This window comes from Stappia albiluteola, assembly GCF_014050225.1.
Classification (GTDB): domain Bacteria; phylum Pseudomonadota; class Alphaproteobacteria; order Rhizobiales; family Stappiaceae; genus Hongsoonwoonella; species Hongsoonwoonella albiluteola.
Genome location: NZ_JACFXV010000038.1, coordinates 53,780 through 78,340, shown reverse-complemented (window position 1 = coordinate 78,340; position 24,561 = coordinate 53,780). Strand labels below are relative to the sequence as shown.

At 63.9% G+C, this 24,561-nt stretch carries 25 protein-coding genes; 12 read left to right on the top strand and 13 right to left on the bottom strand.

What is annotated here, in order from left to right; all coding sequences use genetic code 11:
* Window positions 1-39: 39 nt before the first annotated feature.
* The 3 genes from H2509_RS03730 to H2509_RS03720 are packed head-to-tail and all read left to right on the top strand — an operon-like array spanning window position 40 to window position 3,584.
* Window positions 40-1,539, top strand: coding sequence for a CpaF family protein (locus H2509_RS03730; RefSeq protein ID WP_182162426.1), 1,500 nt, complete (start codon window positions 40-42; stop codon window positions 1,537-1,539).
* Window positions 1,532-2,554 (top strand): type II secretion system F family protein, encoded by a 1,023-nt coding sequence (locus H2509_RS03725; protein ID WP_182162424.1) that lies wholly within the window; start codon window positions 1,532-1,534, stop codon window positions 2,552-2,554. Before H2509_RS03730 ends, H2509_RS03725 begins: the two co-directional genes overlap by 8 nt.
* Before the next feature lie 46 nt (window positions 2,555-2,600).
* A complete protein-coding gene (locus tag H2509_RS03720) occupies window positions 2,601-3,584 on the top strand; it encodes a type II secretion system F family protein (protein ID WP_182162422.1) in 984 nt (327 codons plus the stop codon).
* Between the two features lie 88 nt (window positions 3,585-3,672).
* Here H2509_RS03720 and H2509_RS03715 read toward each other — a convergent pair whose 3' ends face one another.
* A complete protein-coding gene (locus H2509_RS03715; protein ID WP_235974668.1) occupies window positions 3,673-4,905 on the bottom strand; it encodes a tetratricopeptide repeat protein in 1,233 nt (410 codons plus the stop codon).
* A gap of 45 nt (window positions 4,906-4,950) precedes the next feature.
* Between H2509_RS03715 and H2509_RS03710 the strand changes: the two genes are divergently transcribed.
* The 3 genes from H2509_RS03710 to H2509_RS03700 all read left to right on the top strand — a co-directional run bounded on the left by H2509_RS03710 (window position 4,951) and on the right by H2509_RS03700 (window position 7,722).
* A complete protein-coding gene (locus tag H2509_RS03710; protein WP_182162420.1) occupies window positions 4,951-6,339 on the top strand; it encodes a leucyl aminopeptidase family protein in 1,389 nt (462 codons plus the stop codon).
* Window positions 6,340-6,446: 107 nt separating this feature from the next.
* A complete protein-coding gene (locus H2509_RS03705; protein ID WP_182162418.1) occupies window positions 6,447-6,797 on the top strand; it encodes a MarR family transcriptional regulator in 351 nt (116 codons plus the stop codon).
* Window positions 6,798-6,837: 40 nt separating this feature from the next.
* On the top strand, window positions 6,838-7,722 hold the full coding sequence (locus H2509_RS03700) for a C40 family peptidase (RefSeq protein WP_182162416.1): 885 nt from the start codon (window positions 6,838-6,840) through the stop codon (window positions 7,720-7,722).
* Between the two features lie 12 nt (window positions 7,723-7,734).
* Here H2509_RS03700 and H2509_RS03695 read toward each other — a convergent pair whose 3' ends face one another.
* Entirely contained in the window at window positions 7,735-8,679 is a 945-nt protein-coding gene (locus tag H2509_RS03695) for a 2-hydroxyacid dehydrogenase (protein WP_182162414.1), read from the bottom strand.
* A gap of 30 nt (window positions 8,680-8,709) precedes the next feature.
* Complete coding sequence (locus H2509_RS03690) at window positions 8,710-9,927, bottom strand: DNA recombination protein RmuC (protein ID WP_182162412.1); 1,218 nt, start codon at window positions 9,925-9,927, stop codon at window positions 8,710-8,712.
* A gap of 118 nt (window positions 9,928-10,045) precedes the next feature.
* On the opposite strand from H2509_RS03690, the gene def reads away from it, so the two are divergent.
* From def to truA, 5 genes are all read left to right on the top strand, one after another.
* The gene (gene def / locus H2509_RS03685; protein ID WP_182162410.1) at window positions 10,046-10,564 is read left to right on the top strand and encodes a peptide deformylase; all 519 of its coding nucleotides are present in this window, start codon (window positions 10,046-10,048) and stop codon (window positions 10,562-10,564) included.
* Window positions 10,565-10,606: 42 nt separating this feature from the next.
* Window positions 10,607-11,242 carry a MarC family protein gene (locus tag H2509_RS03680; protein WP_182162408.1) on the top strand — a complete coding sequence of 212 codons (636 nt, stop codon included), beginning with the start codon at window positions 10,607-10,609 and terminating at the stop codon, window positions 11,240-11,242.
* A 33-nt stretch (window positions 11,243-11,275) separates the two neighbouring features.
* The gene (fmt, locus tag H2509_RS03675) at window positions 11,276-12,202 is read left to right on the top strand and encodes a methionyl-tRNA formyltransferase (protein WP_182162523.1); all 927 of its coding nucleotides are present in this window, start codon (window positions 11,276-11,278) and stop codon (window positions 12,200-12,202) included.
* Window positions 12,203-12,274: 72 nt separating this feature from the next.
* Window positions 12,275-12,814 carry a GNAT family N-acetyltransferase gene (locus H2509_RS03670; protein WP_182162406.1) on the top strand — a complete coding sequence of 180 codons (540 nt, stop codon included), beginning with the start codon at window positions 12,275-12,277 and terminating at the stop codon, window positions 12,812-12,814.
* 12 nt (window positions 12,815-12,826) lie between these two features.
* Window positions 12,827-13,672 carry a tRNA pseudouridine(38-40) synthase TruA gene (gene truA, locus H2509_RS03665; protein ID WP_182162404.1) on the top strand — a complete coding sequence of 282 codons (846 nt, stop codon included), beginning with the start codon at window positions 12,827-12,829 and terminating at the stop codon, window positions 13,670-13,672.
* Here the strand turns inward: truA and H2509_RS03660 are convergent.
* From H2509_RS03660 to dapD, 5 genes are all read right to left on the bottom strand, one after another.
* Entirely contained in the window at window positions 13,624-14,505 is an 882-nt protein-coding gene (locus H2509_RS03660; RefSeq protein WP_182162402.1) for a DUF2189 domain-containing protein, read from the bottom strand. The genes truA and H2509_RS03660 overlap by 49 nt on opposite strands.
* 163 nt (window positions 14,506-14,668) lie before the next feature.
* Window positions 14,669-15,262 (bottom strand): hypothetical protein, encoded by a 594-nt coding sequence (locus H2509_RS03655; RefSeq protein ID WP_182162400.1) that lies wholly within the window; start codon window positions 15,260-15,262, stop codon window positions 14,669-14,671.
* A gap of 27 nt (window positions 15,263-15,289) precedes the next feature.
* Window positions 15,290-16,459 carry a succinyl-diaminopimelate desuccinylase gene (gene dapE / locus H2509_RS03650; protein ID WP_182162398.1) on the bottom strand — a complete coding sequence of 390 codons (1,170 nt, stop codon included), beginning with the start codon at window positions 16,457-16,459 and terminating at the stop codon, window positions 15,290-15,292.
* Between the two features lie 29 nt (window positions 16,460-16,488).
* Window positions 16,489-16,917, bottom strand: a complete 429-nt coding sequence (locus H2509_RS03645) for a DUF805 domain-containing protein (protein ID WP_182162396.1) — start codon at window positions 16,915-16,917, stop codon at window positions 16,489-16,491.
* Window positions 16,918-17,014: 97 nt separating this feature from the next.
* Window positions 17,015-17,872 (bottom strand): 2,3,4,5-tetrahydropyridine-2,6-dicarboxylate N-succinyltransferase, encoded by an 858-nt coding sequence (dapD, locus tag H2509_RS03640; protein WP_182162394.1) that lies wholly within the window; start codon window positions 17,870-17,872, stop codon window positions 17,015-17,017.
* Between the two features lie 243 nt (window positions 17,873-18,115).
* Between dapD and H2509_RS03635 the strand changes: the two genes are divergently transcribed.
* Window positions 18,116-19,021, top strand: coding sequence for a DMT family transporter (locus H2509_RS03635; protein ID WP_182162392.1), 906 nt, complete (start codon window positions 18,116-18,118; stop codon window positions 19,019-19,021).
* A gap of 9 nt (window positions 19,022-19,030) precedes the next feature.
* Here the strand turns inward: H2509_RS03635 and H2509_RS03630 are convergent, their stop codons facing one another.
* The 5 genes from H2509_RS03630 to H2509_RS03610 form a co-directional block, all read right to left on the bottom strand.
* Window positions 19,031-19,771 carry a pyrimidine 5'-nucleotidase gene (locus tag H2509_RS03630; protein ID WP_408022661.1) on the bottom strand — a complete coding sequence of 247 codons (741 nt, stop codon included), beginning with the start codon at window positions 19,769-19,771 and terminating at the stop codon, window positions 19,031-19,033.
* A 5-nt stretch (window positions 19,772-19,776) separates the two neighbouring features.
* Window positions 19,777-20,664: an acetylglutamate kinase gene (gene argB / locus H2509_RS03625; RefSeq protein WP_182162388.1), complete on the bottom strand. Its 888-nt coding sequence runs from the start codon at window positions 20,662-20,664 to the stop codon at window positions 19,777-19,779.
* Window positions 20,665-20,768: 104 nt separating this feature from the next.
* On the bottom strand, window positions 20,769-23,018 hold the full coding sequence (locus H2509_RS03620) for a putative bifunctional diguanylate cyclase/phosphodiesterase (protein ID WP_182162386.1): 2,250 nt from the start codon (window positions 23,016-23,018) through the stop codon (window positions 20,769-20,771).
* Window positions 23,019-23,197: 179 nt separating this feature from the next.
* On the bottom strand, window positions 23,198-23,842 hold the full coding sequence (gene yihA, locus H2509_RS03615; protein ID WP_182162384.1) for a ribosome biogenesis GTP-binding protein YihA/YsxC: 645 nt from the start codon (window positions 23,840-23,842) through the stop codon (window positions 23,198-23,200).
* A gap of 57 nt (window positions 23,843-23,899) precedes the next feature.
* Entirely contained in the window at window positions 23,900-24,547 is a 648-nt protein-coding gene (locus H2509_RS03610; protein WP_182162382.1) for a CatB-related O-acetyltransferase, read from the bottom strand.
* Window positions 24,548-24,561 lie beyond the last annotated feature (14 nt).

Below are 24,561 nucleotides of genomic sequence, written 5' to 3'. Positions count from 1 at the left end.
TCACGGGAGAGGGCGCAAGATGAACGAGAGCTGGTAGACATGTTCGGTAGACGCGGAAATTCAGGCTCTATTCCGTCGCTTCCGGTGACGCCGGCACCGGCGTCGCCGCCGAAGGCCGATATGGCGGTGCCCGGATCCGAGCCCGCGCGGGCACCTGCGGCTGCGGCAAGCGCACCCGCCGCCAAGCCCAAGCCGGAACCGCGGCCCGAACCCCAGCCCGCGCCCAAGAAGGAGGCGCAACGCCGGTCGAAGGACTATTTCGAGACCAAGGCCTCGATCTTCAACGCGTTGGTGGAAGCGATCGACCTGTCGCAGCTGTCGCGGCTGGGGCCGGAAGATGCGCGCGAGGAAATCCGCGATGTCGTGAACGACATCATCGCCCTGAAGAACGTCGTCATGTCGATCTCCGAGCAGGAAGATCTGCTGGAGGATATTTGTAACGATGTCCTGGGTTATGGCCCGCTTGAGCCGCTGCTGGCACGCGACGACATCGCCGACATCATGGTCAATGGTGCCGACACGGTCTATATCGAGACCCAGGGCAAGGTGCATCAGACCAATATCCACTTCCGTGACAACAGGCAGCTGATGAACATCTGCCAGCGGATCGTCAGTCAGGTCGGCCGGCGTGTGGATGAATCGAGCCCGATCTGCGACGCACGCCTGCCCGACGGCTCGCGCGTCAATGTCATCGCGCCGCCCCTCTCCATCGACGGGCCCGCACTCACCATCCGCAAGTTCAAAAAGGACAAGCTGACGCTCGACCAGCTCGTCCAGTTCGGCTCGGTGTCGCCGGAAGGGTCGACCATCTTGCAGATTATCGGCCGCGTGCGATGCAACGTCCTGATCTCGGGCGGCACGGGTTCGGGAAAGACGACGCTGCTGAATTGTCTGACGCGCTATATCGATCACGACGAGCGCATCATCACCTGCGAAGACGCGGCCGAGCTGCAACTGCAGCAGCCGCATGTGGTGCGCCTTGAAACCCGCCCGCCGAACCTCGAAGGAGAGGGCGAGGTCACCATGCGCGATCTGGTCAAGAACTGCCTGCGCATGCGTCCCGAACGCATCATCGTGGGCGAGGTGCGCGGGCCGGAAGCCTTCGACCTCCTGCAGGCGATGAATACCGGCCATGACGGCTCCATGGGCACGCTGCACGCCAACAGCCCGCGCGAGGCCCTGTCCCGCCTCGAATCGATGATCACCATGGGTGGCTTCACCCTGCCGTCCAAGACCCTGCGCGAGATGATCACCTCCTCGATCGACGTGATCGTCCAGGCGCAGCGCCTCAGGGACGGTTCGCGCCGCATCACCCACATCACCGAAGTGGTGGGCATGGAAGGCGACGTCATCATTACCCAGGATATCTTCCTCTACGACATCCTCGGCGAGGATGCGAACGGAAGGCTCCTCGGCCGCCATCGCTCCACCGGAATCGGCCGACCGCTCTTCTGGGAGCGCGCGCGGTACTTCAACGAGGAGAACCGTTTGGCGGCTGCCCTCGATGCGGCTGAAGCCGCGGGAGCGGGCAATGTCTGATCTGCAAGAGCTGCTGACGCCGGAAGTCACGTCCATCGCCGTCGCCCTGCTCGTCGCCCTGTCGATCGGCGGCGTCCTCTATGCCCTGCTGCAGCCGAGCATCAGCGGCAACGAGCGCCGGGAACAGCGGTTGCGCGAGGTCGCCAGCAGCAGCCCGGGTCATCAGATCGAGCGGCTGAAACTCAGGGACGCCGACAAACGACGCAGAAATGTCCAGGATCAACTCAAGGAATTCGAGGAACGGCAAAAGAGCAAGCAGAAGAAGGCCAACAGGATCGGCCTGGAAATACGGTTGCGGCAGGCAGGGTTGACCTGGTCCCGCAACGGCTTCTGGATCATCTCCCTCATTGTGGGCCTCGTGATGACTCTGGCCGGATTCCTGACCACGAAATCGCCGATCCTGATCGCCGGCTTCGGCTTTGTGGGCTTTCTCGGACTGCCGCGCTGGTATGTATCCTTCAAGCGCAAGAGACGATTCAACGCGTTCCTGGACGAACTGCCAAATGCGGTCGACGTGATCGTGCGCGGCACGAAATCCGGCCTGCCGCTCGGCGAATGCATCCAGGTGGTGGCCAGGGAATCGCGCGATCCGGTGGCAACCGAGTTTCGCCGGATCGTGGAAACGCAGGCGCTTGGCATGTCGCTGGCGGAGGCGGTGGGCAAGCTGCCGGAACGCATGCCCGTGGCGGAAGCGAATTTCTTCGCCATTGTCGTCGGTATCCAGCAGCAATCGGGCGGCGCCTTGTCGGAAGCGCTCGGGAATCTGTCCAAGGTGCTGCGCGGACGGAAGATGATGAAGGGCAAGATCCAGGCGATGAGCGCGGAGGCCAAGGCTTCAGCATTGATCATCGGCTCGCTGCCCTTCGCGGTGATGGGCATCCTGTCTCTGACGAGCCCGGAATACATCGCGACGCTCTTCACCCACCCGACCGGCAATTTCATCCTGCTGTGCGGCGGCATCTGGATGTGCATGGGCATCTTCGTGATGAAGAAGATGATTTCCTTCGACTTCTGACGGGCTATCGGGGCGGGCCTCACAAGTCTGCCATGCGGAGAGAGTGATGGGCATCGACGTTGCGACCTTGACGGACCGGCAGACCCTGATCGCGGGGCTGACGATGATCGCCGTAGCAGGCACCGTCTTCACCCTGGTCTTGCCCCTCTTCGAGGGAGACCGTCTGCGCAGCCGGATGAAGTCGGTGGCGATCGAGCGGGAGAGGATCCGCGCTCGCGAGCGCTCGCGATTGACCAGCGAGCGGGACAATGCACGCGCATCACTGCGCAACCGGCCGAAGCAGCAGATCAAGGACCTTGTGGACCGGCTGCAGCTGAAGAACGTGCTGTCCGACGAAACGACGCAGATGCGGTTGCGCCAGGCCGGTTTCCGCGGCATGGCGCCGATCTATACCTATCTGTTTGCCCGGCTCGTCATGCCGGTGCTCCTCTTTCTTGCCGCGCTCTTCTATACGTTCAGCGTGCTGCCGCACGACATGCCGGCGCTCGCCAAACTCGCCATTTCCGTGGGTGTCGCGGGCATTGGCTTCTATGCCCCCGACCTCTATCTGAAAAACCTGATCCAGAAGCGCCAGTTGTCGATCACCAGGGCCTGGCCGGATGCGCTCGACCTGATGCTGATCTGCGTGGAGTCGGGCATCTCGATCGAGGCGGCCTTCCGCAGGGTGGCCGAGGAAATCGGCATCCAGTCGGTGGCACTGGCGGAGGAACTGACGCTGACCAACGCCGAGCTTTCCTTCCTGTCCGAACGCCGCCAGGCCTATGAAAACCTGGCGTCGCGCACGGGCGTGGAGGGCGTGAAAAACGTCGTGCTGGCGCTGACGCAGGCCGAACGATACGGTACGCCGCTTGGGCAAGCCCTGCGCGTCATGGCCGATGAGAACCGGGAGCAGCGCATGCAGCTTGCGGAAAAGAAGGCCGCAGCCCTGCCGCCGAAGCTGACGGTGCCGATGATCATCTTCTTCCTGCCGGTCCTGTTTGCCGTGATCATGGGACCGGGCCTCATTCAGGTATTCGCGACGTTCAAGTAAGGTGCGCGCGCTCCGCCAAGCAGCGTTATCAAGCGAAAAAGCCCGCGGGAGCCGCGGGCTTCTTTTTCTCTCAATGAGCTGGTGGCGACTATCCGCCCTGCTTCGCGGCTGAGCCGGCATCGGCCGACTGGATGTCCGCCCATGTGTTGCGCTGAGCGAGCATCGACTTCAGGTAGGCGATGTTGGCTTCCGCCTGACCGGGATCAATCTCGGAGCGGGCGACCGTCTCGGCGTCCTCGAAACGGCCTTGGAGGCCGAGCGTCAGGGCGAGGTTCTGCCGTACGCGGCTGTCAGCTTTCGGGCTCTCCACCGCCTTGCGAAGCATCTTCTCTGCTTCGGTTATGTCGCCGGCCAGAAGGTGGGAAAGGGCGATATTGTTCAAAAGGCTCGGCTCGTCGGGCGCGATCTTCAGCGCCTGATTGTAGAGACTGCGGGCCGTATCCGTCTGGCCGAGCTGGTCGTTGATCGCCGCTTCCGCCGACAGCAGGCGCCAGTCCGGACTGGTCGGCGTCTGGGCGCCGCGGATCACCTGAAGCGCTTCCGGAAAGCGACCGCCCTGGGCCAGTACCTTGCCATAGGCGGCGGCGATGTCGCGATCCTTCTGGTTGGCGATAATGGCCTTGCGGAGCACGGCTTCGGCCTGTTCCAACTGCCCGTTGCGTACAAGGGCGGCGGAATAGTTCAGGATATTCTCTCGGTCCTGAGGTTTGGATTCATAGGCCTTCGACCAGTAGCCGACAGACTGGCGCGCAGCATCGGAGCCGGGGGCGAGATAGTTTTGCGATGGCGCGGCGTGGGTGCCGACCGATTGTTTGGACGACGCGCATCCTGCAAGCGCCAGGGCGGCGACAGAAAGGATGAGCGCGTGCCTGACGGTCCAGTTCCGGCATTTGCTCTTTCTCGCCGCGCATGAGCTTAGCTGCACGCGGGATGCAAATGCCAAACCTGCTCCACCAGTGCGGCTGGCAACGGCGTCGCGGCGCGTGACCAGAAACATTCGACAAGCCCCCGAAATTTGCATTTTGCTAAGAAATAAGTAGCTGGTTAACCCTAACGGACGGTTAATTTTCCGTTGCCGGAAAGACACAAGCGGGGCCTGCCACAGGCGGCTGCGATCTGCAGCATGTTCCGCCGGACCGCAACCGGATCCGGCGTGCAGGATTTGTTCAAAGTATTGATTCTGAGGCGATTTCTCATCACCGAAGCGATCCAGCTTTCGTGGAAAGCGCTCTAGCGACGAACCTGCCGGGGCTGATATGGTGCGCCGGGCAGGGGGATTTGCGGCCCCGCCAGAGTCAATGAGAGAGGCCTTGGGGATCATCGAGCGAAACCCCAAGGTTATTGAACGAAAACAAGGAGTTCGCGCGTGCGCGATGTTCTCGTCGCCGACAATTCGGCCAGCTCTGCCATTCCCGTCTTCGGGGTTACCGCCGCCACGCTGGAGGATCGGCTGTCGGCCCTGCCTCCTGCTGCCGCCAACTGGGCCAATGCGCAGGATTTCAAGGGCAAGGGCGGTTCGGCGCTGAGCGTTCCCGATGCGGAGGGAAATATCTGCGCCGTGTTGATCGGCCTCGATACCGATGGCGCCCATGCGGAATTTGCCGCAGGCGCACTCGCCTCGCTCGGCGGCGGCGACTACCGGCTGGCCGACGGTTTCGAGGACAGGGACAAGGCCGCTCTGGCCTTCGCGCTGTCTTCCTACCGGTTCGATGCGTATCGCACCAATTCCGCAAGGCCGCGCCCGCGCCTGTTGTATGGCACTGCAGAAGAGGCTGACGCACTCGGCATCGTGCTCGATGGGGTGAAGCTTGCCCGAGACCTGGTCAACACGCCCGCAAACGATCTCGGGCCTGCCGAACTGGCGGAGACGACGCGGGCACTTTTCGTCGAAAACGGTGGCGAGGCGGCGATAACCGTCGGCGACGACCTGCTCGCGGCCGGGTTCCCGCTCGTCCATGCGGTTGGTGCCGGCAGCGCGCGTGCGCCGCGCCTGATCGACTGCCGGTGGGGCGATGCGGCGCATCCGGCGATCACGTTGGTCGGCAAGGGCGTTGTCTTCGATACGGGCGGCCTCGACATCAAGCCGTCGAGCTCGATGCTGCTGATGAAGAAGGACATGGGCGGGGCGGCCAACGTTCTGGGCCTCGCCTCGATGATCATCGCCGCCCAATTGCCAGTCCGTCTCAGGGTGATCATCCCGGCGGTCGAAAACGCGATCGGCGGCGACGCCTTCCGCCCCGGCGACATCTTCCGCAGCCGCAATGGGCTGACGGTCGAGATCGGCAATACGGATGCCGAAGGACGGCTGGTGCTCGCAGATGCCCTTGCGCTCGCCGACGAGGAGCGCCCGGACCTGCTTGTGGACATGGCCACGCTGACCGGGGCGGCACGGGTGGCGCTCGGACCCGATCTTCCACCGTTCTACACCCATGACGAGGCGCTGGCCGCCGACATCGCCCGGCACGCGGAAGCCGCAAACGACCCGCTCTGGCGCCTGCCGCTGTGGAAGCCCTATGCGCGGTATCTCGATTCCCGCACGGCCGACATCAATAACGTGAACCAGACGGGCGCAGGCTTTGCCGGCTCGATCACCGCTGCCCTGTTCCTGTCCCGCTTCGTTGAAAACACGCCATCCTGGGCGCATTTCGACATATTCGCCTGGACGCCGGCGGAACGGCCGGGAAGGCCGACGGGCGGCGAAGCGCAGGCGATCAGAGCGCTCTATGCCTATCTTTGCGAGAAATACCGCAGGTAAGAGCGATCATTGGCGGCGGAAACGGCGGATGATAACGCAAACGAAACGAAATCCGGCGCAGATGGTATCCTATCGTTTGACCGGATACCTGATTGCGTGGCCGACCAATGACCCTGGAGATGCGCCCCTCACAAGCGCTGAAGCTGTGGCACGACGTGACGCTTGCCCTCGTGCGCGACGGGGATCAGGATCTGACCGCCCGGCAGATGGCCATCCTGACAACCGTCTATCTGGAGCCGCCGCCGCACACGGTGCGCGGGCTGGCACAGAAGCTTGGTGTCACGAAGCCCGCCATCACGCGCGCACTCGACACACTCGGCGGGCTGAAGCTCCTCTCGCGCCGCCGCGACGAGGCGGACCGGCGCAACGTCGTCGTCACCCGAACCGTGGAAGGGGCGCTCTATCTGGAGCGCATCGGCGACCTGGTGGTCGAGAAGGTGCGCAGCCTGCCGCGGTGACAGGCCATACAATCGAATTGTTTTGGACAGATCGAACAAGATGACCGAGAGCCTCGACCGGCGCCTGCATCCCGTCCGCCCGGACCTTGCCGCCAAAGCCTATGAGGGGCGGGTGACGGCCGACCGCTTCGTGGAAGGGGAGACGCGGCGCGTTGCCGCCGACCTTGTCGACCTTAAGGGCGCGCCGCGCCCGGACAAGTCGATCGACACCCAGGCGCTCTTCGGCGAGACCGTGACGGTCTACGAGGAAAACGCGGAAGGCTGGGCCTGGGGCCAACTGGCGACCGACGGCTACGTCGGCTGGATGCCGGCCTCCGCGCTTGCGGGGCCTGCGGCCTTATCCCTGCCGACGCATCGGGTCATGGCGCTGCGTACGTATCGTTACCCTTACGCCGAGCTGAAGAGCCCGCCTCTGGGCATCCTGTCCCTCGGCGCGTTGGTCAGCGTCGTCGATCGGCAGACGCTGCGGGGCCTCGATTATGCGGTGCTTTCGGATGGCTCTGCAGTGGTTGAGCGTCATCTCGTGCCCGCCGGACACAGGGTCGAGGACTGGGTCGCGGTCGCGGAAGCTCTGACCGGCACGCCTTACCTATGGGGCGGGCGCTCCTCGCTCGGTCTCGATTGTTCGGCGCTGGTGCAACTCGCCGCGCAGGCCGGCGGGATGGCGCTGCCGCGCGACAGCGACATGCAGGAGACGTCGGCCGGCGAGACGCTGGATATCGGCAACGGCCTGCCCGAGCTTGAACGCGGCGACCTGATCTTCTGGAAGGGGCATGTCGGCATCATGCGCGACCGGGAAACGCTCATTCACGCCAACGGCTTCGCAATGGCCGTGACCAGCGAGCCGCTGGCCGATGTCGCACGCCGCATCAGGGAGCGCGAGGGGCACGCCATCTCGACGGTCAGGCGCCTCGTTGCCAGCTAAGGGGCAATTCCTTCAGTAGCCGGTCGCCGGATCGACGACGTTTGCAAGCTTTCCGCCAGCCTCGAAGGTCATGATCTGCTCGGCGATATAGGAGGACAGCGATTCCGGATCGCTATCGGCCGCGATATGCGGCGTCAGGATGACATTCTTCATCACCCAGAACGGGTTTTCGGATTCAAGCGGCTCGTGTTCGAAGACGTCGAGGCTTGCAGCCTTCAGGGTGCCGTCGGTCAGGGCGAGCTGAAGATCGCTCTCGACCTGCGTGGCGCCGCGCCCGGCATTGATGAAAACCGGCCCGCCGAGCGCTCCGTCGCGGGCAAGCTTGCCCAGGAATGCGTAATCCACGAAATGCCGCGTCTCGTTCGTCAGCGGCAGCAGGTTGACGAGGATATCCGTGCGCCGCAGGAAGGCGTCGAGCTGATCGTTGCCGGCAAAGCATTCGACACCGGTAATCTGCTTCCGGGAGCGCGCCCAGCCGGCCACCTTGAAGCCCAAAGAGGCGAGCGCCAGGGCCGAAGCCTGTCCCAGCACGCCGAGCCCCAGAATGCCGACCCGCACGTCCTTCGCCGCCGGCTGCGGCAGATCGCGCCAGCGTTTTTGCTCCTGTTGTGCGGCGTAGGCAAGATGCTGACGGTGGTGCAGGAGCACCTGCATGACCACCCATTCGGTCATACGGTCGGTGAGGTCGGGATCGACCACGCGGACGACCGGTATGTCTTGATGCCGGTCGACCGGGGGCAAATGATCGACGCCGGCGCCGAGCGAGAAGATGACCTTCAGATTGCCGAGGCCGGAGAACAGTTCTGCGGGAGCCTTCCAGGCAAGCACATAATCGATATCGCCGCCGCTGCCGGCGTCCTCCGGCCAGGCACGGATGTCGCGGCCTGGCAATCTAGCCCGCATCCGCTCCACCCAGGGAGCGGGATCCCAGCCCTTGACGGCGACGAGAATGGCCATGACCCCTCCGGCTAATGTCTCGATCAGATTTTATTCCACAATGCGCGCCTGCTCGGGGCGGGGCGCAAGATATGGCTTGTCGGCAGCCTGGAGCGAGCCTGACCGGGCAGTCTTGGCTTCGATTTCCTCGCCAAGGTCAAGCTCGCCGATATTGCGGCCCCGCTTCACAATCTTGTCCGTAGAAATGAGGATATCGTCAATGTCGCGCGCTGTACGCGAAAAATGGCTCTGCAGCTTGCGAACGCGATCGTCGAGCCGGTTCACGTCCTCGGCAAGGCGGCCGACTTCGGCCTGGATGAGATGCGCCTGCTCGCGCATCCGCGCATCCTTCAGCAGTGCCTGGATAACCTGAATGGACAGCATAAGAAGCGAGGGCGAGACGAGAACGACGCGCAGGCGATGCGCCTTTTGCACGATGTCTTCGAAATTCTCGTGGATCTCGGCGAAGACGCTTTCCGACGGCACGAAGAGAAAGGCGGTGTCCTGCGTTTCGCCGCTGATGAAATAGCGCTCCTTGATGTCCTGGATATGCTTGGTCACGTCGCGGCGGAACTGTGCCTGGGCCTGCTTTGCCTCTTCGGCAAGCTTGGCATTGCGGATGAGATTGTAGGCTTCCAGGGGAAATTTCGCGTCAATGACCAGCGGCGGTGTGCCGTTCGGCATTGTCACGAGACAGTCCGGCCGGTTGTTGTTGGAGAGCGTTGCCTGGAAGGAATAGGCGTTGGACGGAAGGGCGTCGCGGATGATGGTCTCCATCCGCCCCTGGCCGAAGGCACCGCGCGTTTGCTTGTTGGAGAGGATCGATTGCAGCTCCACCACCTGGCCGGAAAGATCGGTGATATTGCGCTGGGCGCGGTCGATCACCGCCAGCCGTTCGTGCAGCTGGCGCAGGCCCTCATGGGTGTTCTTCGTCGTGTCCGCCATGGTCTGGCCGAGCTTGTGGCCCATGCCGTCGAGGCGTTCGTTGACGGAGCGCATCATGTCGCTCTGCCGGCTGCCGAAGACCTCGGCCATGGTCTGCATGCGCCCGGTCATCTCCGCCTGCACGCGCAGCAGTTCGGAGAGCCGGCTCTCCATCTCCGCCGTCTGGCTCGCCGCCGCGGCCTCGGCATTGGCACGGGCCGAGGATTGCCGGAGCATGGCGATGAAAAGCGTCGCCAGCATGAAAAAGGCGATGCCACCGAAGGCAACGCCGGCGCGAAAGACGGTGACCGGGATTTCACCGATGTAAAAGAGAATCGTCTGCATCGAAACAAATATAGAACATTTTACGAGGCCCCGGAATCCACCGCCCCGGGTATAGCGGCAGAATTCCTTGGAAAGACATGGATTGACCTTGTCCGATGCATCCCATATCTCAGGCTGCATGACAAAGCGTGACATCATCATCCTTCCCGATCAGCGGCTGCGTGTCGTGAGCGAGCCCATTGCCAAGGTGGATGACGCCGTGCGGGCGCTCGCCGACGACATGCTGGAGACGATGTACGAAGCGCCCGGTATCGGACTGGCCGCCATCCAGATCGGCGTGCCCAAGCGGGTTCTCGTGCTCGATTGCGCCAAGGAAGACCAGCCGAAGGCGCCGATGGTGGTCATCAATCCGGAGATCGTCTTCGCGTCGGATGAATTGTCCACCTATCAGGAGGGCTGCCTTTCCATTCCCGAATATTACGAGGATGTGGAGCGGCCGGCGCGTATCGGCGTGCGCTTCCTCGACCGGGAGGGCAACGAGCGCGAGATCGAAGCCGACGGGCTGCTTGCGACCTGCCTGCAGCATGAGATCGATCACCTCAACGGCGTGCTCTTCATCGACTATCTGTCGAAGCTCAAGCGCGACCGGGTGGTGAAAAAGTTCCAGAAGCAGGCGCGTCTCGCGGAGAAGGGCTGAGCGGGCCGTCCGGACGAGCCGGCAAACGGGGAGCAAGGCGCGATGGATGCAGGCTTTTTCCTGAAGGTTTTCGCTGCGCTATTCGCGATCATGAACCCGATCGCCAACCTTCCCGTATTTCTCTCGCTCACGGATGACCGCGATGAGGCCGGCAAGCGTGCCGTCGCGCTGACGGTGTTCGCCGGACTGGCCGCCGGCTCGGCGATCGTGTTCTTCGCCGGCGAGGCGATCCTGCGCCTCTTCGGCATCGGCATCCAGGATTTCCGCCTTGCCGGCGGCCTGCTGATCCTGCTGATCGCACTGTCCATGCTGCACGGCTCGCAAAGCTCGACGCATGCCGGGACGGGCGCCGAGCAGGCGCATCACGCGGCACAGGACAACCCCGGCGTCTATCCGCTGACCGTGCCCATTCTGCTCGGACCGGGTACGATCTCCACCATCATCATCTTCCGCCATCAGGCAACGGGCGGGGCGATGGAACTGGCGCTGATCCTGGCGATTGCGGCGGCAGTCGTGCTGCTTGGCGCCGTCTTCCTGGCAGGACCGGCGATCGGCCGGCTGATGGGCCAGACCGCGACAAGCATCATGAGCCGGCTCATGGGCATGATCCTGGCGGCGATCGCCCTGGAGATGATGACGGCAAGCCTGAAATCCCTCTGGCCGGGACTGGGCACTTGAGCCGAACAATATCCTTCGGAGACAGAAATGACGTTGCGCGTGATATTCATGGGAACGCCGGAGTTTTCCGTGCCGACACTCATGGAGATCGTCGGCCAGGGCTATGACGTCGCCGCCTGCTATTCGCAGCCGCCGAGGCCGGCGGGACGCGGCATGGAGTTGAGACCCTCTCCGGTACATCAGGCGGCGGAAACGCTCGGCATCCCCGTGTTCACCCCGAAGTCGCTGAAGGGCGCCGAGGAGCAGGAGCGCTTCGCGTCCTTCGATGCGGACGTGGCGGTGGTGGTCGCCTACGGACTGCTGCTGCCCAAGGCAATCCTCGACGCGCCGCGCCATGGCTGCCTCAATCTGCACGCCTCGCTGCTGCCGCGCTGGCGTGGGGCCGCTCCCATCAACCGGGCGATCATGGCCGGCGACAGGGAGACCGCGGTGGAGGTGATGCGCATGGAGGAGGGGCTCGATACCGGCCCCGTCTGCATGGCCGAACGGGTGGAGATCTCGCCCGACATGACGGCGGGCGACCTGCATGACCGCCTCTCCGCCCTCGGCGGCGACCTGATGGTGCGCGCGCTCGCGGCCCTTTCGCGCGGCGGCCTCGGCGAGACGCCGCAGGCGGAGGAAGGCGTCACCTATGCGCGCAAGCTGGAAAAGGCCGAAACGCGCATCGACTGGTCGAAATCGGCAAAGGACGTTCACAATCACATCCGCGGCCTCTCGCCCTTTCCCGGCGCCTGGTGCGAAATGACGATCGGCGGCAAACGGGAACGGGTGAAGGTGCTGCGCTCGGCCCTCGCCGAAGGTGCCGGCGCGGCGGGAACGGTGCTGGACGCCGATCTCACGGTCGCCTGCGGGGAGGGGGGCGTGCGCCTCGTCCAGGTGCAGCGGGCCGGCAAGAAGCCGATGAGCGCGCAGGAATTCCAGCGCGGCGCCGCGATCGGACCCGGCGCACGGCTCGATTGATTTACGGGGCTTGCGCCCGCGCCCGCCTGCCGCCCAGAATGCAAAGTCGAGACAAGGGGGAACGGCACCGAGATGAGGTCCAGCATCATTGACGGCAAGGGCGATATTCGCGTTCGCGAGGCCAATCCTTCCGACCGGCGGGCGATCCATGCGGTCGTCTCAGCGGCTTTCGGCCAGCCGGTGGAAGCCGATCTCGTGGACCGGCTTCGCGACTGTGGCGCCCTGGTCGTCGATTACGTTGCCGAAGATGCGACGGGCAGGATGGTCGGCCATGCGGCGGCAAGCCGGGTGACCGGCGCGGGACAGGGTCACCGGCTGGCGATTACCTGCCTTGCGCCGGTTTCGGTTCTGCCCGACCTCCAGCGCTCCGGCATCGGCAGCAAGCTGATCCGCCAGGTGATCGAGGACCTGAAGGAAAAAGACGAGGACCTGATCCTCGTGCTCGGCGATCCCGCCTATTATCCCCGCTTCGGCTTCGATGCGGGCCTTGCGCGGCTCGTCAAGGCGCCTTATGCGGGCGATGCCTTCATGGCGCTGGCCCTTTCGGAGGCCGCGCTCACAGACCTTCCGGTGGAGGTGACCTTCGCCACGCCCTTCGAGGCCTTCGAGTAAAGACACCCCGCAATGCCACGCTACAAGCTGACGGTGGAATATGACGGCCGGCCCTTCGTCGGCTGGCAGCGGCAGGACAATGGCCCGACCGTGCAAGGAGTGCTGGAGCGGGCGATCAAGGCCTTCAGCGGTGAAACCGTGACGATCGGCGGCGCGGGACGCACCGATTCCGGCGTGCATGCGCTGGGCCAGGTGGCCCATGTCGATCTGGAACGCGACTGGCCGGCCGAAACGGTTATGAACGCGCTGAATTTCCATTGCCAGCCGGATCCGGTGGCAATCCTTGCGGCGGAAAGAATGCATGAGGGCTTCGATTCCCGCTTCTCCGCGATCCGTCGCCATTATCGCTATCGGATCGTCAATCGCCTGCCGCCCTTGACCCACGAGAAGGGCCTTGCCTGGCACGTGAAAAAGGACCGGCTGGACGCGGCGGCGATGAACGAGGCGGCGAAGGTTCTGGTCGGCCACCACGACTTCACCACGTTCCGCCACACCCGCTGCCAGGCGAAGAGCCCGGTGAAGACGCTGGAGCGTTTTGTGGTCTGGCGCGAGGGCGAGGTGATCCTCGCGGAATGCTCGTCACGCTCCTTCCTGCACAATCAGGTCCGCTCGATGGTGGGCACCCTGAAGCTGGTGGGCGAGGGACGCTGGGACGTGGAGGACGTTCGGGCGGCGCTTGCCGCGCGCGACCGCAAGGCCTGCGGTCCCGTGGCGCCGGCGGACGGGCTTTACCTCACGCAGGTCGACTATCGTCCGGCCGAGGATGATCTGGCGGCTCTTGCCGCCTATGGCGCGCTGCGCGGCGGCGCTCAGGCCGGATCGCCGTCCGAGGATCCCGAGGACGACGCTTCCGGCTGAGGGCCGGCCAGGACTTCCTGCGGGGGCACGAGCCGGCGATAGAGATGCCAGGTCGTGTGGCCGAGCACGGGCAGGGTCACGAGCAGGCCGAGAAACAGCGGCAGCATCGACAGGACCAGCGTGATGGTGACGACCAACGCCCAGCCGATCATCGCCCTGGGGCTGGTGACGACCGAACGCACGCTGGTGATCATCGCGGTGATGAAGTCGACGTCCCGGTCGAGCAGCATCGGGAAGGAAACGACCGTCAGCGAGAAGAGGATGATGGAGAGCGCGGCGCCGACAAGGTTGCCGACGATGAGGAAGGTGATCCCTTCCGGGGTGGTGACGACCACCTGGAGAAAGTCGCCGAAGCTGGCAAAGGACTGGAAGCCGAGGAACAGCGCCAGAAGCAGGCGCACCTGGTACATCCACATGATCTGGATGAAGAGGACGACGAAGGCCATCCAGGCCAGCTCGCGCTTGCGCTGCGCCCAGATGACGCCGAGGACGCCCGGCCAGTCGAGGGGGATGTTCCTTTCAAGCCGGCGGCTGACCTCGTAAAGGCCGACGGCGGCAAACGGGCCGATCATGCCGAAGGCGATGGCGAGCGGATAGCTGAGATAGCCGATCTTCAGCGCGGCGGCGGTCAGCACGACGAGGATGCCGCCGAAGGTGAAGACGGCGCCGAAGAAGATGCCGTAGGTGGGCGCGGTGCGAAAGTCCCGCATCCCCGCGGCAAGCGCATCGACGATGGCGTTGAAGGTGACGGCATTGACCCTCGTGGGATCAATGCGGGGCGTGGCGGCCGGCGGCGGCGCTCCGTCCGAGCCGTTGGTCTCGGTAGTCGACATGGCCTTTCTCCCGCGAGGTCTTTATCGATCATCACCCTTCTTGCGGGATAGATCGTATTGGCAAGGCGAGAGCCGGCTCAAGGGCTTTTTGATCCGTAGTATTCCCGCATTGGCGAAGGAACGCGAAGCGCGGCAGGAGCGAAAAATCCGATCAGATGCCAGTTCAGATGCCGGTGATGCGGCTCAGCATCACACCGATCATGACGCTGAGCAGGAAGTCGAGCGCGACAACGCCGACTGCAAGTCCGACCGGAGCGTCGAGGGCGACGCGGGCTATGAAGTAGCGGTAACGCAGCACCACGACCATGGCGACGAAGGTCAGAAAGATCATCAGTCCCGCCGACAGGATGCCGATGAGGTAGAGAAGAGCCGGAACGGTATAGGCTATGGCAGCGACGAGGGAGGACCAGTTGCGGGCAATGACGAAAGGCACATAGCCGCGCTGTATGCCGAGGGGGCGGGCCAGCGCGAGCAGCACGGTTGGCAGCAGAAGCCAGTCGACGGTCGCGCCGACGGCCTGTGACGTGAAGAAAAGGCCGTCGGTATAGTCGCCGGTCAATCGCCTGCCGTTTTCGAAGATCAGCTTGCGTTCGGCAAGCGCGGACAGGAAGAAGGGCGGCAGCAGCAGGAAGTAGACGAGGAAGGAGCGCCAGAAGCCTGTGACGCTCAGGTCGAAGTCGCGCATGCCCTCGGGTTGCCCCTTGAAGAGCGCCCAGGCAGCAAAAAACGAACGTCGGATTTCTTCCCCGGTCAGCACCTGCCCGGTACTCCTGTCCTGCAGAAATCAGCCTTGCGGGAAATACCGCTCGAGGAAGTCGCCGTAAATGGCGGCAAGCGCGTCGAGATCGCGGATGTCCACGCGCTCGTCGACCTGGTGCATCGTCTGGCCGACGAGGCCGAATTCCACCACCGGACAGTAGTTCTTTATGAAGCGGGCATCCGACGTGCCGCCGCCGGTGGAAAGCGCCGGCCGGCGTCCGGTCTTCGCTTCGATGGAGACCGACAGGGCGTCGATAAGGCGTTCGTCGCGCGTCAGGAAGCTCTGGCTCGCATCCGGGCGGAAGGCCAGTTCGTAGGGGGCGCCGTCAGCAGCGGCGTCGAGCGTCTCGACGATCTTCGCCTTCAGGCTCTCCAGCGTCCATTCGTCGTTGAAGCGGATGTTGAAGCGCGCCTCCGCCTTGCGGGGGATGACGTTGAAGGCCGGATTGCCGACGTCGATCGTGACGATTTCCAGGTTCGACGGTTCGAACCGTTCGTTGCCAGCGTCGAGTTGCAGCGTGTCGAGAGCCGACGTCAGGCGCAGGAGCAGCGAGATAGGGTTTTTCGCCAGATGCGGATAGGCGACATGGCCCTGGATGCCGGTCACCGTCAATTGCCCCGAGAGCGAGCCGCGCCGGCCGATCTTGATGGCGTCGCCCAGGCTCTGCGGGTTCGTCGGTTCGCCGACGATGGCCGCGTCGAAGCGATGACCGGCCTTTTGCGCCCAGTCGAGCAGCTTGACGGTGCCGTTGATCGCCGGACCTTCCTCGTCGCCGGTGATGAGGAAGGAGATGGTGCCGCCGAAATCGGCGCCCCGGTTGCGCACGAACTCAAGGGCCGCCGCGGCGAAGGAGGCGATCCCGCCCTTCATGTCCACGGCGCCGCGCCCGTAGAGCGTGCCGTCGACGATCTCGCCGGAGAAGGGCGGCGCCGACCAGGCCTCTTCGTCGCCGGCCGGAACCACGTCCGTATGACCGGCAAAGACAAGGTGCGGGCTCCCGGAGCCGATCGTCGCGAAGAGGTTTTCCACGTCCGGCGTTCCCTCCTCGCGAAAGAAGACGCGCGAGACGGTGAAGCCGTTCGCCGAAAGGAGCTTTTCCAGCACGGTCAATGCACCGCCCTCGTTCGGCGTCACGGACGGGCAGCGGATCAGGTCGCGGCAGATGGTGACGGCGGGCGAAAGCGGTTCGGTCATGAAAGCGACGGCCTCTCGAATGGGCAATGTCAGGTGCGGCCGGGCCTTCGCCAGCGCGAATTCGGTCCAGGCCCGTAGCGGTTGGGCTTAGCTTCGCCGGGAATGAGGCCGAGGCCGATGATAAAGAGGATGTTGAACAGTGGCACGAAAGTGAAGATGGCGAGAAAACCGGTCAGGCCGCAATCCTGCAGCCGCTTGATCACCAGTGCCAGTTGCACCCATTGCGTGGCAAAGAGCAGCAAGGGGATCAGCGGATTGGAATTGACGAAATCCTCGAGCGACAGGCGTTCGACGGCGGCGAAATCGACGGATCGCAGCCAGATGTTGATCGGAATGCCGATCAGCGCCCACATCAGCGCGAAACCCAGCCAATAGGGCTCCCGCGAGATCCTTCCGATCGGATTGAGAAGGAGCCAGAAGATGCTGTTGGGGCCTTGATGGGGAACGGGCGATAACATGGACCGGTGTCTACCAGCTTGCGTCCTGTCTTCAAAGAGCGCAGAGCGATCCGGCACCACGGCGACCGCCGCTGCGCCGGAGGGCCGTTTTGAAGGATCAGTCGCGCAGAAGCTCGTTGATCGCGGTCTTGGCGCGGGTCTGCGCATCCACGCGCTTGACGATGACGGCGCAGTAGAGGCTCGGGCCGGGGCGGCCGTCCGGCAGCGGCTTGCCCGGCATGGAACCCGGCACCACGACGGAATAGGCCGGCACCTCGCCGACGAAGACTTCGCCGGTCTCGCGGTCGATGATCTTGGTCGACGCGCCGATGAAGACGCCCATGGAAAGCACCGCGCCCTCGCGCACCACGACGCCTTCCACCACTTCCGAACGTGCGCCGATGAAGCAGTTGTCCTCGATGATGACCGGACCGGCCTGCAGCGGCTCCAGCACGCCGCCGATGCCGACGCCACCCGACAGGTGCACGTTCTTGCCGATCTGGGCACAGGAACCGACGGTCGCCCAGGTGTCGACCATCGTGCCTTCGTCGATGAAGGCGCCAAGATTGACGAAGGACGGCATCAGCACCACGCCCTTGCCGATGAAGGCGGAGCGGCGCACGGTGCAGTTCGGCACGGCGCGGAAGCCGGCGGCCTCGAATTCATTGGCCGACCAGCCGTCGAACTTGGAGGGAACCTTGTCCCACCACACGGCTTCGCCGGGACCGCCCTTGATGACGGTCATCGGGTTGAGGCGGAAGGAGAGCAGAACCGCCTTTTTCGCCCATTGATTGACGACCCAGTTGCCATCCTTCTTTTCGGCCACGCGCAGGACGCCGCGATCGAGAAGATCGAGCGTCGTCTCCACCGCCTCGCGCACTGCGCCGGTGGTGCGGATCGTCACCTCGTCGCGATTGTCGAAGGCGGTGTCGATGGTGCTTGCGAGGGCGGCAAGATCCGGATGGGCATGGGTCATGGGCAAAGGCTCCCGCTCGATGGCATTCGTTTCGGCGGAAGTAAGCGCCGCGACGGGCAGGTGTCAACCGAAAGGCGGCGAACCGGCCAATGCAGGCCGCTATTGTCGGTAAAGCGGCCTGCCATGCCGTAATACGCCGTTTGATGCGTCGCGCAGCCCGAAACCGGTAGCCACTTTCGGGAGACATGCATTAAACAGGCAGTCGCCTTCCTGCCGACGCACGTCTTCCGATACAGGTCCCCCATGGAATTGTGGATCCCGATCACCATTGCCGCTGCCTTTTGCCAGAATCTGCGCTCGGCGCTGCAAAAGCATCTGAAAGGCAAACTCGGCACGACCGGGGCGACCTTCATCCGCTTCGGCTACGGTTTTCCCTTCGCGCTGATCTATCTCTTCTTCCTGCATGAAGGCCTTGGCCATCCGTTCCCCGTTCCGGGGATGGATTTCTTCATTGCGGGGGCAGCCGGCGGGATATTCCAGATCCTGGCAACCTTCCTGCTGGTGCACCTGTTCTCGTTCCGCAATTTCGCGGTCGGCACGGCCTATTCCAAGACGGAGCCCGTGCAGGCGGCGATCTTCGGCCTGCTGATCCTGGGCGAAACGGTGACGCCCGTTGCGCTGCTGGCGATCCTGATCGGCGTTCTCGGCGTTGCGGTGATTTCCGTCGCCCATGCGCCGCTATCCTGGCGGTCGCTCTCGGCGTCCGTGATGGGCCGACCGGCAATGATCGGGCTTTCGTCCGCGGCCGCTTTCGGCGCATCGGCTGCCAGCTACCGCTTCGCCTCGCTGTCGCTGGGCGGGCCGAATTTTCTGATGCAGGCGGCTTTCACGCTCGCCTTCGTCACGCTGTTCCAGACTGTCGTGATGGCGGCATGGATGCGCTGGCGGGAACCGGAGCAATTGACCGCGAGCCTGGTCCACTGGCGTATCGCCGTCTGGGTCGGTTTCGTCGGCGTGCTCGGCTCGGCGGGGTGGATTACGGCGATGACTCTGCAGAAGGTGGCCTATGTCAGGGCGCTCGCCCAGATAGAGCTGGTCTTCACCTTCCTCGCGTCCTGGTTCATCTTCCGGGAGAGGGTAAGCCGCCTCGACGTGATCGGCTGCACGATGATCGCAGGCGGGATCGTGCTGCTGCTCCTCGGGCGCTAGCCGTATTGGCTAGCCGGCCCGGATAACGCCGTTCACCGCCTTCAGGAAGCCGGACAGGCTGTCGGTGACGAATTCCACGTGCGGAGCCTCGTCGCCTTCCATCTCCCAATCCTCGCGGAAGACCTCGCGCGTGCCCTCGGGCACGACGAGCACCGTGCGCATGCCGAGACGGTGCGGCACGGCAAGATTGCGCGACAGGTCCTCGAACATGGCGGCGCGGGCAGGCGAAACGCCGGTGCGCTTGAGGAAGCGGTCGTAGGTTTCCCGGTTCGGCTTCGGCAGCAGGCCGGCTGCGACGATGTCGAAAATCTCCTCGAAATGCTTCGTCACGCCGAGGCGGGCGGCGGTGCGTTCCGCATGCGGGCGGTCGCCGTTGGTGAAGATGTATTTGCGCCCCGGCAGGGCGGCGATCTGGGCTTCCAGTTCCGGATCGGGCGGTACCGGCGAATAGTCGATGTCGTGGACGTAGTTCAGGAATTCGTCCGCATCGATCTTGTGCTCGTTCATCAGTCCGCGCAGTGTCGTGCCGTAGTCGCGATAGAATTCCTTCTGCTTGATGCGCGCCTCTTCCTTGGCGATGCCGAGCAGGCGCGAGACGTAATTGGAGATGCGTTCGTCGATCTGCGCGAAAAGATCGACATGCGCCGGGTAGAGCGTGTTGTCGAGATCGAAGACCCACGCTTCCACGCCCTGAAACGCGCGCAGGTCGTTGAGATGTGCGTGCGGTCCCTCGGAAGAAATGAAGGGGATGTCGCTCACGGCCTGATCAGCGTTCCGGCGCCATGTTCGGTGAACAGCTCAAGCAGCACGCAATGCGCCACCTTGCCGTTCAGGATGACGACGCCTTCCACGCCGCGCGCCAAAGCCTCGATGCAGGTCTCCACCTTCGGGATCATGCCGCCCGAAATCGTGCCGTCCTCGATCAATGCCTTCGCCTGGGAAACGGTCAGTTCCTTGATCAGCTTGCCCTCGCGGTCAAGCACGCCGGGCACGTCGGTCAGGAACAGGAGCCGCTTGGCGTTGAGGGCGCCGGCAATGGCGCCGGCGAAGGTATCGGCGTTGACATTGTAGGTCTCGCCGTCCCGCCCCGGAGCGACCGGGGCTACCACCGGGATCAATTCCTCCTTCATGACCAGTTCCAGCACCTTCGGCTTGACCTCGACCGGCTCGCCGACGAAGCCGAGATCCAGGATCTGCTCGATGGAGGAATTGGGATCGCGATGGGTGCGGTGCAGCTTCTCGGCCGTGACGAGATTGCCGTCCTTCCCGCAAAGCCCGACCGCGCGACCGCCTTCCACGTTGATAAGCTGGACGATTTCCTTGTTGATGGCGCCCGCAAGCACCATCTCCACCACTTCCACCGTCGCTTTGTCGGTGACGCGAAGGCCGCCCTTGAACTCGCTCTTGATGCCGAGCCGGTCCAGCATGCTGCCGATCTGCGGACCGCCGCCATGGACGACGACGGGAAGAACCCCGGACTGGCGAAGCAGGGTGATGTCGCGCGCGAAAGCCTTGCCGAGTTCGGGATCACCCATGGCATGGCCGCCATATTTCACGACGACCACCTGATCGTCGTAGCGCAGCATGTAGGGCAGGGCCTTGGAGATGACTTGGGCGGGGTTCTGCGTGTCGGTAACGGTCATGACGGCTCTGCTGGTCGATCCTGGCGAATGAACCCCGGTCTATAGACCTTTTGCCCGGCCTTCTCAATCCGCAGCGGCATCTTCGGCCGGCGCATTGAGGCTGCTCAAAGGCGCTTCATGCCGGCGAGCCGCGGGCCCGGTTCGGCGAGCAGCGTGCTGATTTGCGATGCCGGCAGGGGCTTGGCGTAATAGTAGCCCTGCACGTCATTGCAGCCGATGAGGCGGAGGAAATTGCGCTGTTCCTCGCTCTCGATTCCTTCCGCCGTGACCTTCAGTCCGAGTTCCAGCGCAAGCTTGACCAGCGCGTTGGTGACCTTGCCGTAATCGACGTTGCGGCCGAGGCCGTGGACGAACTGCCGGTCGATCTTGATACGGTCGACGGGAAATTGCAGCAGGTGGCTGAGCGAGGCGAAACCGGTGCCGAAATCGTCGAGAGCGAGCGAGATTCCAAGCCGCTTCAGCCCGCCCAACGTGTCGAGCAGGTCGTCCGCCTGATTGAGGAAGACGTCCTCGGTGATTTCAAGCTCCAGCTGCCTGCCGTCGAAGCCGGTCTTGTCGAGGATCGCGCGCACCTGGGAAACCAGCGCCGGATCGCGCAGCTGGGCGGAGAAAAGATTGACCGCCAGCCGACTGTCCCGCCCTGCGCCCGCAAGCCAGGATCCCGCCTCCATGCAGGCGCGCTCGAGAACCCAATAGCCGATATCGGCGGCGTGCCGGCTTGTCTCCAACACGCCCAGAAAGGCGCTTGGCGACAGCTGGCCACGCACCGGATGGTTCCAGCGCAACAGTGCCTCGACACCGCAGATATCTTCATTGGGAAGCCGGACGACCGGCTGATAGAGAAGCGTGAACTGACCGTAGGTCTGGGCATTCGCCAGCTCGCGGGCGATATCGTGGCGGCGATCCGCCTCGCGCCGCATGTCGGGGTGAAAGAAGCTCGACCGGCCGCGCCCTGCCGACTTGGCGTCGTAAAGCGCGAGGTCGACATTGCCCATGATCTGGGATGGCGTGGCGCCGTGATCTGGCAGGACCGCAATCCCGATGCTGCAGCCGCTTTCGATGCGCTCGCCCAGGTCATAGGGCTTCGATAACGCCTGGACGATCGTGGAAGCGAATTCCCTTGCCGCGCCGTTGCGCGACAGGGATGGTTCGAGGATCGCGAATTCGTCGCCGCCGATCCGGGCAATGGTGGCTGCCGGGCTGGAGCACTCCTTGAGACGGCGGGCAACTTCTACAAGAAGCGCATCGCCGCCGGAATGCCCGATGGTATCGTTCGTCCGCTTGAAGTGGTCGAGGTCCAGCAGGAGTACCGTCGCGCTGACGCCGGTCTCCTGCCAGGTCAACAGCTGGTCGGCAAGCTGTGACTCGAATGTGGCCCGGTTCGCAAGCCCCGTCAGCGGGTCGTGGTGGGCGAGATGCTCCACTTCCCGGCGTGCGACCTCCTCGGCGGTGACATCTCGCGACGAGCCGCGATAGCCGAGAAATGTACCTTCGTTGGAAAAGACCGGACGACCGCTGATGGAGGTGTAGCGGATCGCGCCGTTATATTCCCATCGGTAGCGGAAATCCTCGAAGGGCTCATGCGCCTCCAGCATCGCGCGATGCTCGATCCAGAACGCTTCGTCCTCGCCCGGCCGGGCCAGCACTTCCCAGCGTGTCTTGCCAAGGAAGTAGGAGCGATCGATGCCGCTATCGCTGATGGAATCGGAGAAATAGACGAAGCGGAAATCCGCGTCCTGCTCCCATATCCAGTCGGCGGCGATCGCCATGAATTCCTGCCAGCGGGAATTCTGCTGGTGGGATGTCAGAATACGCATCGCGAGCTGCGCAAGGTCTTCCAGCTCGCGGATCGTGGCCGGCGCAAGTCCGTCCGGGCGCGCCTCGCGGTCGATCACGCAAAGCGTGCCGATCGCATTCCGTTCATCGATGCTGATCGGAAAGCCGGCGTAGAAGCGGTTGCCGTCCTCCTGTGCGACCTGGGGCAACTCCGCATAGAGCGGATCGGCCGCGAGATCCGGGATGATGAGGGTTTCCTGCCGGCGGGAGGTCTCGGCGCAGATCGACGTGGCGGCCGGCGCTTCTCTCACCGAACTGCCGTGGGAGGCGATGACGCGCACGAGATCGCCCTGAAGGAAGCTGATGAAAGCGCGTTCCGTGCCGGCTGCTTCCGCAGCGAGCCTTGCGATTCGGTCCAGATCGGCATCGGGTGCAGCGTCGAGCAGGCCGATGCTGGCAAGGTCCACCGTGCCCGAGGACTGAAGCGGCGCCTTGGCATGCGCGGAGGAAGTACCTGCGGCGGCGGACTGGGAGTGCGGCTCATTGTTGCAAGGCGATGCCCTGCCGGCGGTTCGCATGCGCAGCGACTTCCTGGCGCCCGGACGGTTCCATCCGAACGGTAAGCGAGTATGCGCCATTCGCTCCTGTCGCCCCGGTTTGCACAATTGCTCGGGCGCAAATTACAGCGAGGTCGTTTAGACGAAATTAAAATCCCGGAGCTGTATCCCGCACCAACCCGGCAGCGCAGACGGGTCGCTCAGCCCACGAGGGCGGCCAGTTCGGCGCGGAGTTCGTCGATGCCCCAATCCTTTTCGGAAGAGGTCGCGATGATTTCGGGATGGGCTGCCGGACGGCGCAGGATCTGTGCGGCCGTTTCGTCCTTCAACCGGGCCAATGCACCGGGCTTGATCTTGTCGGCCTTGGTCAGCACGACCTGATAGTTCACTGCGGCCTTGTCCAGGATGCCCATTGCCTCGAGGTCGTTCTTCTTCAGGCCGTGGCGGCTGTCGACCAGGAGGAGGACGCGGCGCAATGCTGGCCGGCCGCGCAGATAGGCGAAGACGAGGTCCGTCCAGGCATCGACCAGGTCGCGCGGCGCCTGCGCATATCCGTAACCGGGCATGTCGACGATCGTCAGCGTCGCTTCGGGAGCGGTAAAGAAGTTGAGAAGCTGGGTGCGGCCGGGCGTATTGGACGTGCGCGCCAGTCCCTTGCGGCCGGTCAGGGCGTTGATCAGGCTCGACTTGCCGACATTCGAGCGGCCGGCGAAGGCCACCTCGATCTTGTCGGTTTCGGGAAGCTGGTGGATCTCCGCGACGCTGGTGACAAAGTCCCAGGGCCTGGAGAAGAACAGGCGGCCGGCTTCAAGGCGGGCCGCGGTATCGTCGGTTTGATCGTCCATGGATCGCCTTTTATCGACCGGTAGCGTGTGCGTCGAGCGTATTGAGTGCCGAAACCGTCAATCTTCCGCGGCTGCACGCTTCAGCTTCTCCAGATCCCTGCCGCGAATGGCATCCAGATGCCGCGTGACTTTTTCAACCGGCCAGTGCCACCAGGCGATTTCGAGGAGCATTTCGACGATCTCCGGCGGATAGCGGTGGCGGACGACGCGGGCGGGATTGCCGGCGGCAACCGCGTAGGCCGGCACGTCGGCCGAGACGACGCTGCAGGCTGCGACGATCGCACCATCGCCTATCGTGATACCCGGCAGGATCGTGGCGTCGCGACCGATCCAGACGTCGTTGCCGACCGTCGTGTCGCCGCGATAGCCTTCCGCGTAGGTGGCGGGATCGAACCCGGCCGCCCAATCCTCGCTGAAGATGTTGAACGGATAGGTCGAGAAGCCGGAGGTTACGTGATTGGCGCCGTTCATGATGAAACGGCATCCCGTCGCCAGCGCGCAATATCGACCGATGATGAGCCGGTCGCCGACGAAATCGAAATGGTAGAGAACGTTGCGGTTCTCGAACTCCGCCGCATGGTCCGGGTCGTGATAGTAGCTGTAATCGCCGACTATGATCGTCGGTCTGGTGACGACGGACCTGAGAAAGACGGTATGGGCTTCGCCGTTGAACGGATGGCGAATATCCGGATCGGGACCGGGCATGGCACCTCCAATGA

Coding starts and splice junctions, on each gene's coding strand:
- H2509_RS03690 (WP_182162412.1), bottom strand. CDS start 9,927: ATGCAGACGATTCTCTTTTACATCGGTGAAATCCCGGTCACCGTCTTT.
- H2509_RS03700 (WP_182162416.1), top strand. CDS start 6,838: ATGACCGAGAGCCTCGACCGGCGCCTGCATCCCGTCCGCCCGGACCTT.
- yihA (WP_182162384.1), bottom strand. CDS start 23,842: ATGGACGATCAAACCGACGATACCGCGGCCCGCCTTGAAGCCGGCCGC.
- def (WP_182162410.1), top strand. CDS start 10,046: ATGACAAAGCGTGACATCATCATCCTTCCCGATCAGCGGCTGCGTGTC.
- H2509_RS03725 (WP_182162424.1), top strand. CDS start 1,532: ATGTCTGATCTGCAAGAGCTGCTGACGCCGGAAGTCACGTCCATCGCC.
- dapE (WP_182162398.1), bottom strand. CDS start 16,459: ATGACCGAACCGCTTTCGCCCGCCGTCACCATCTGCCGCGACCTGATC.
- H2509_RS03620 (WP_182162386.1), bottom strand. CDS start 23,018: ATGCGAACCGCCGGCAGGGCATCGCCTTGCAACAATGAGCCGCACTCC.
- truA (WP_182162404.1), top strand. CDS start 12,827: ATGCCACGCTACAAGCTGACGGTGGAATATGACGGCCGGCCCTTCGTC.
- H2509_RS03705 (WP_182162418.1), top strand. CDS start 6,447: ATGACCCTGGAGATGCGCCCCTCACAAGCGCTGAAGCTGTGGCACGAC.
- H2509_RS03720 (WP_182162422.1), top strand. CDS start 2,601: ATGGGCATCGACGTTGCGACCTTGACGGACCGGCAGACCCTGATCGCG.
- H2509_RS03635 (WP_182162392.1), top strand. CDS start 18,116: ATGGAATTGTGGATCCCGATCACCATTGCCGCTGCCTTTTGCCAGAAT.
- H2509_RS03730 (WP_182162426.1), top strand. CDS start 40: ATGTTCGGTAGACGCGGAAATTCAGGCTCTATTCCGTCGCTTCCGGTG.
- H2509_RS03645 (WP_182162396.1), bottom strand. CDS start 16,917: ATGTTATCGCCCGTTCCCCATCAAGGCCCCAACAGCATCTTCTGGCTC.
- H2509_RS03660 (WP_182162402.1), bottom strand. CDS start 14,505: ATGTCGACTACCGAGACCAACGGCTCGGACGGAGCGCCGCCGCCGGCC.
- H2509_RS03715 (WP_235974668.1), bottom strand. CDS start 4,905: ATGATCCCCAAGGCCTCTCTCATTGACTCTGGCGGGGCCGCAAATCCC.
- dapD (WP_182162394.1), bottom strand. CDS start 17,872: ATGACCCATGCCCATCCGGATCTTGCCGCCCTCGCAAGCACCATCGAC.
- argB (WP_182162388.1), bottom strand. CDS start 20,664: ATGACCGTTACCGACACGCAGAACCCCGCCCAAGTCATCTCCAAGGCC.
- H2509_RS03680 (WP_182162408.1), top strand. CDS start 10,607: ATGGATGCAGGCTTTTTCCTGAAGGTTTTCGCTGCGCTATTCGCGATC.
- H2509_RS03670 (WP_182162406.1), top strand. CDS start 12,275: ATGAGGTCCAGCATCATTGACGGCAAGGGCGATATTCGCGTTCGCGAG.
- H2509_RS03695 (WP_182162414.1), bottom strand. CDS start 8,679: ATGGCCATTCTCGTCGCCGTCAAGGGCTGGGATCCCGCTCCCTGGGTG.
- H2509_RS03610 (WP_182162382.1), bottom strand. CDS start 24,547: ATGCCCGGTCCCGATCCGGATATTCGCCATCCGTTCAACGGCGAAGCC.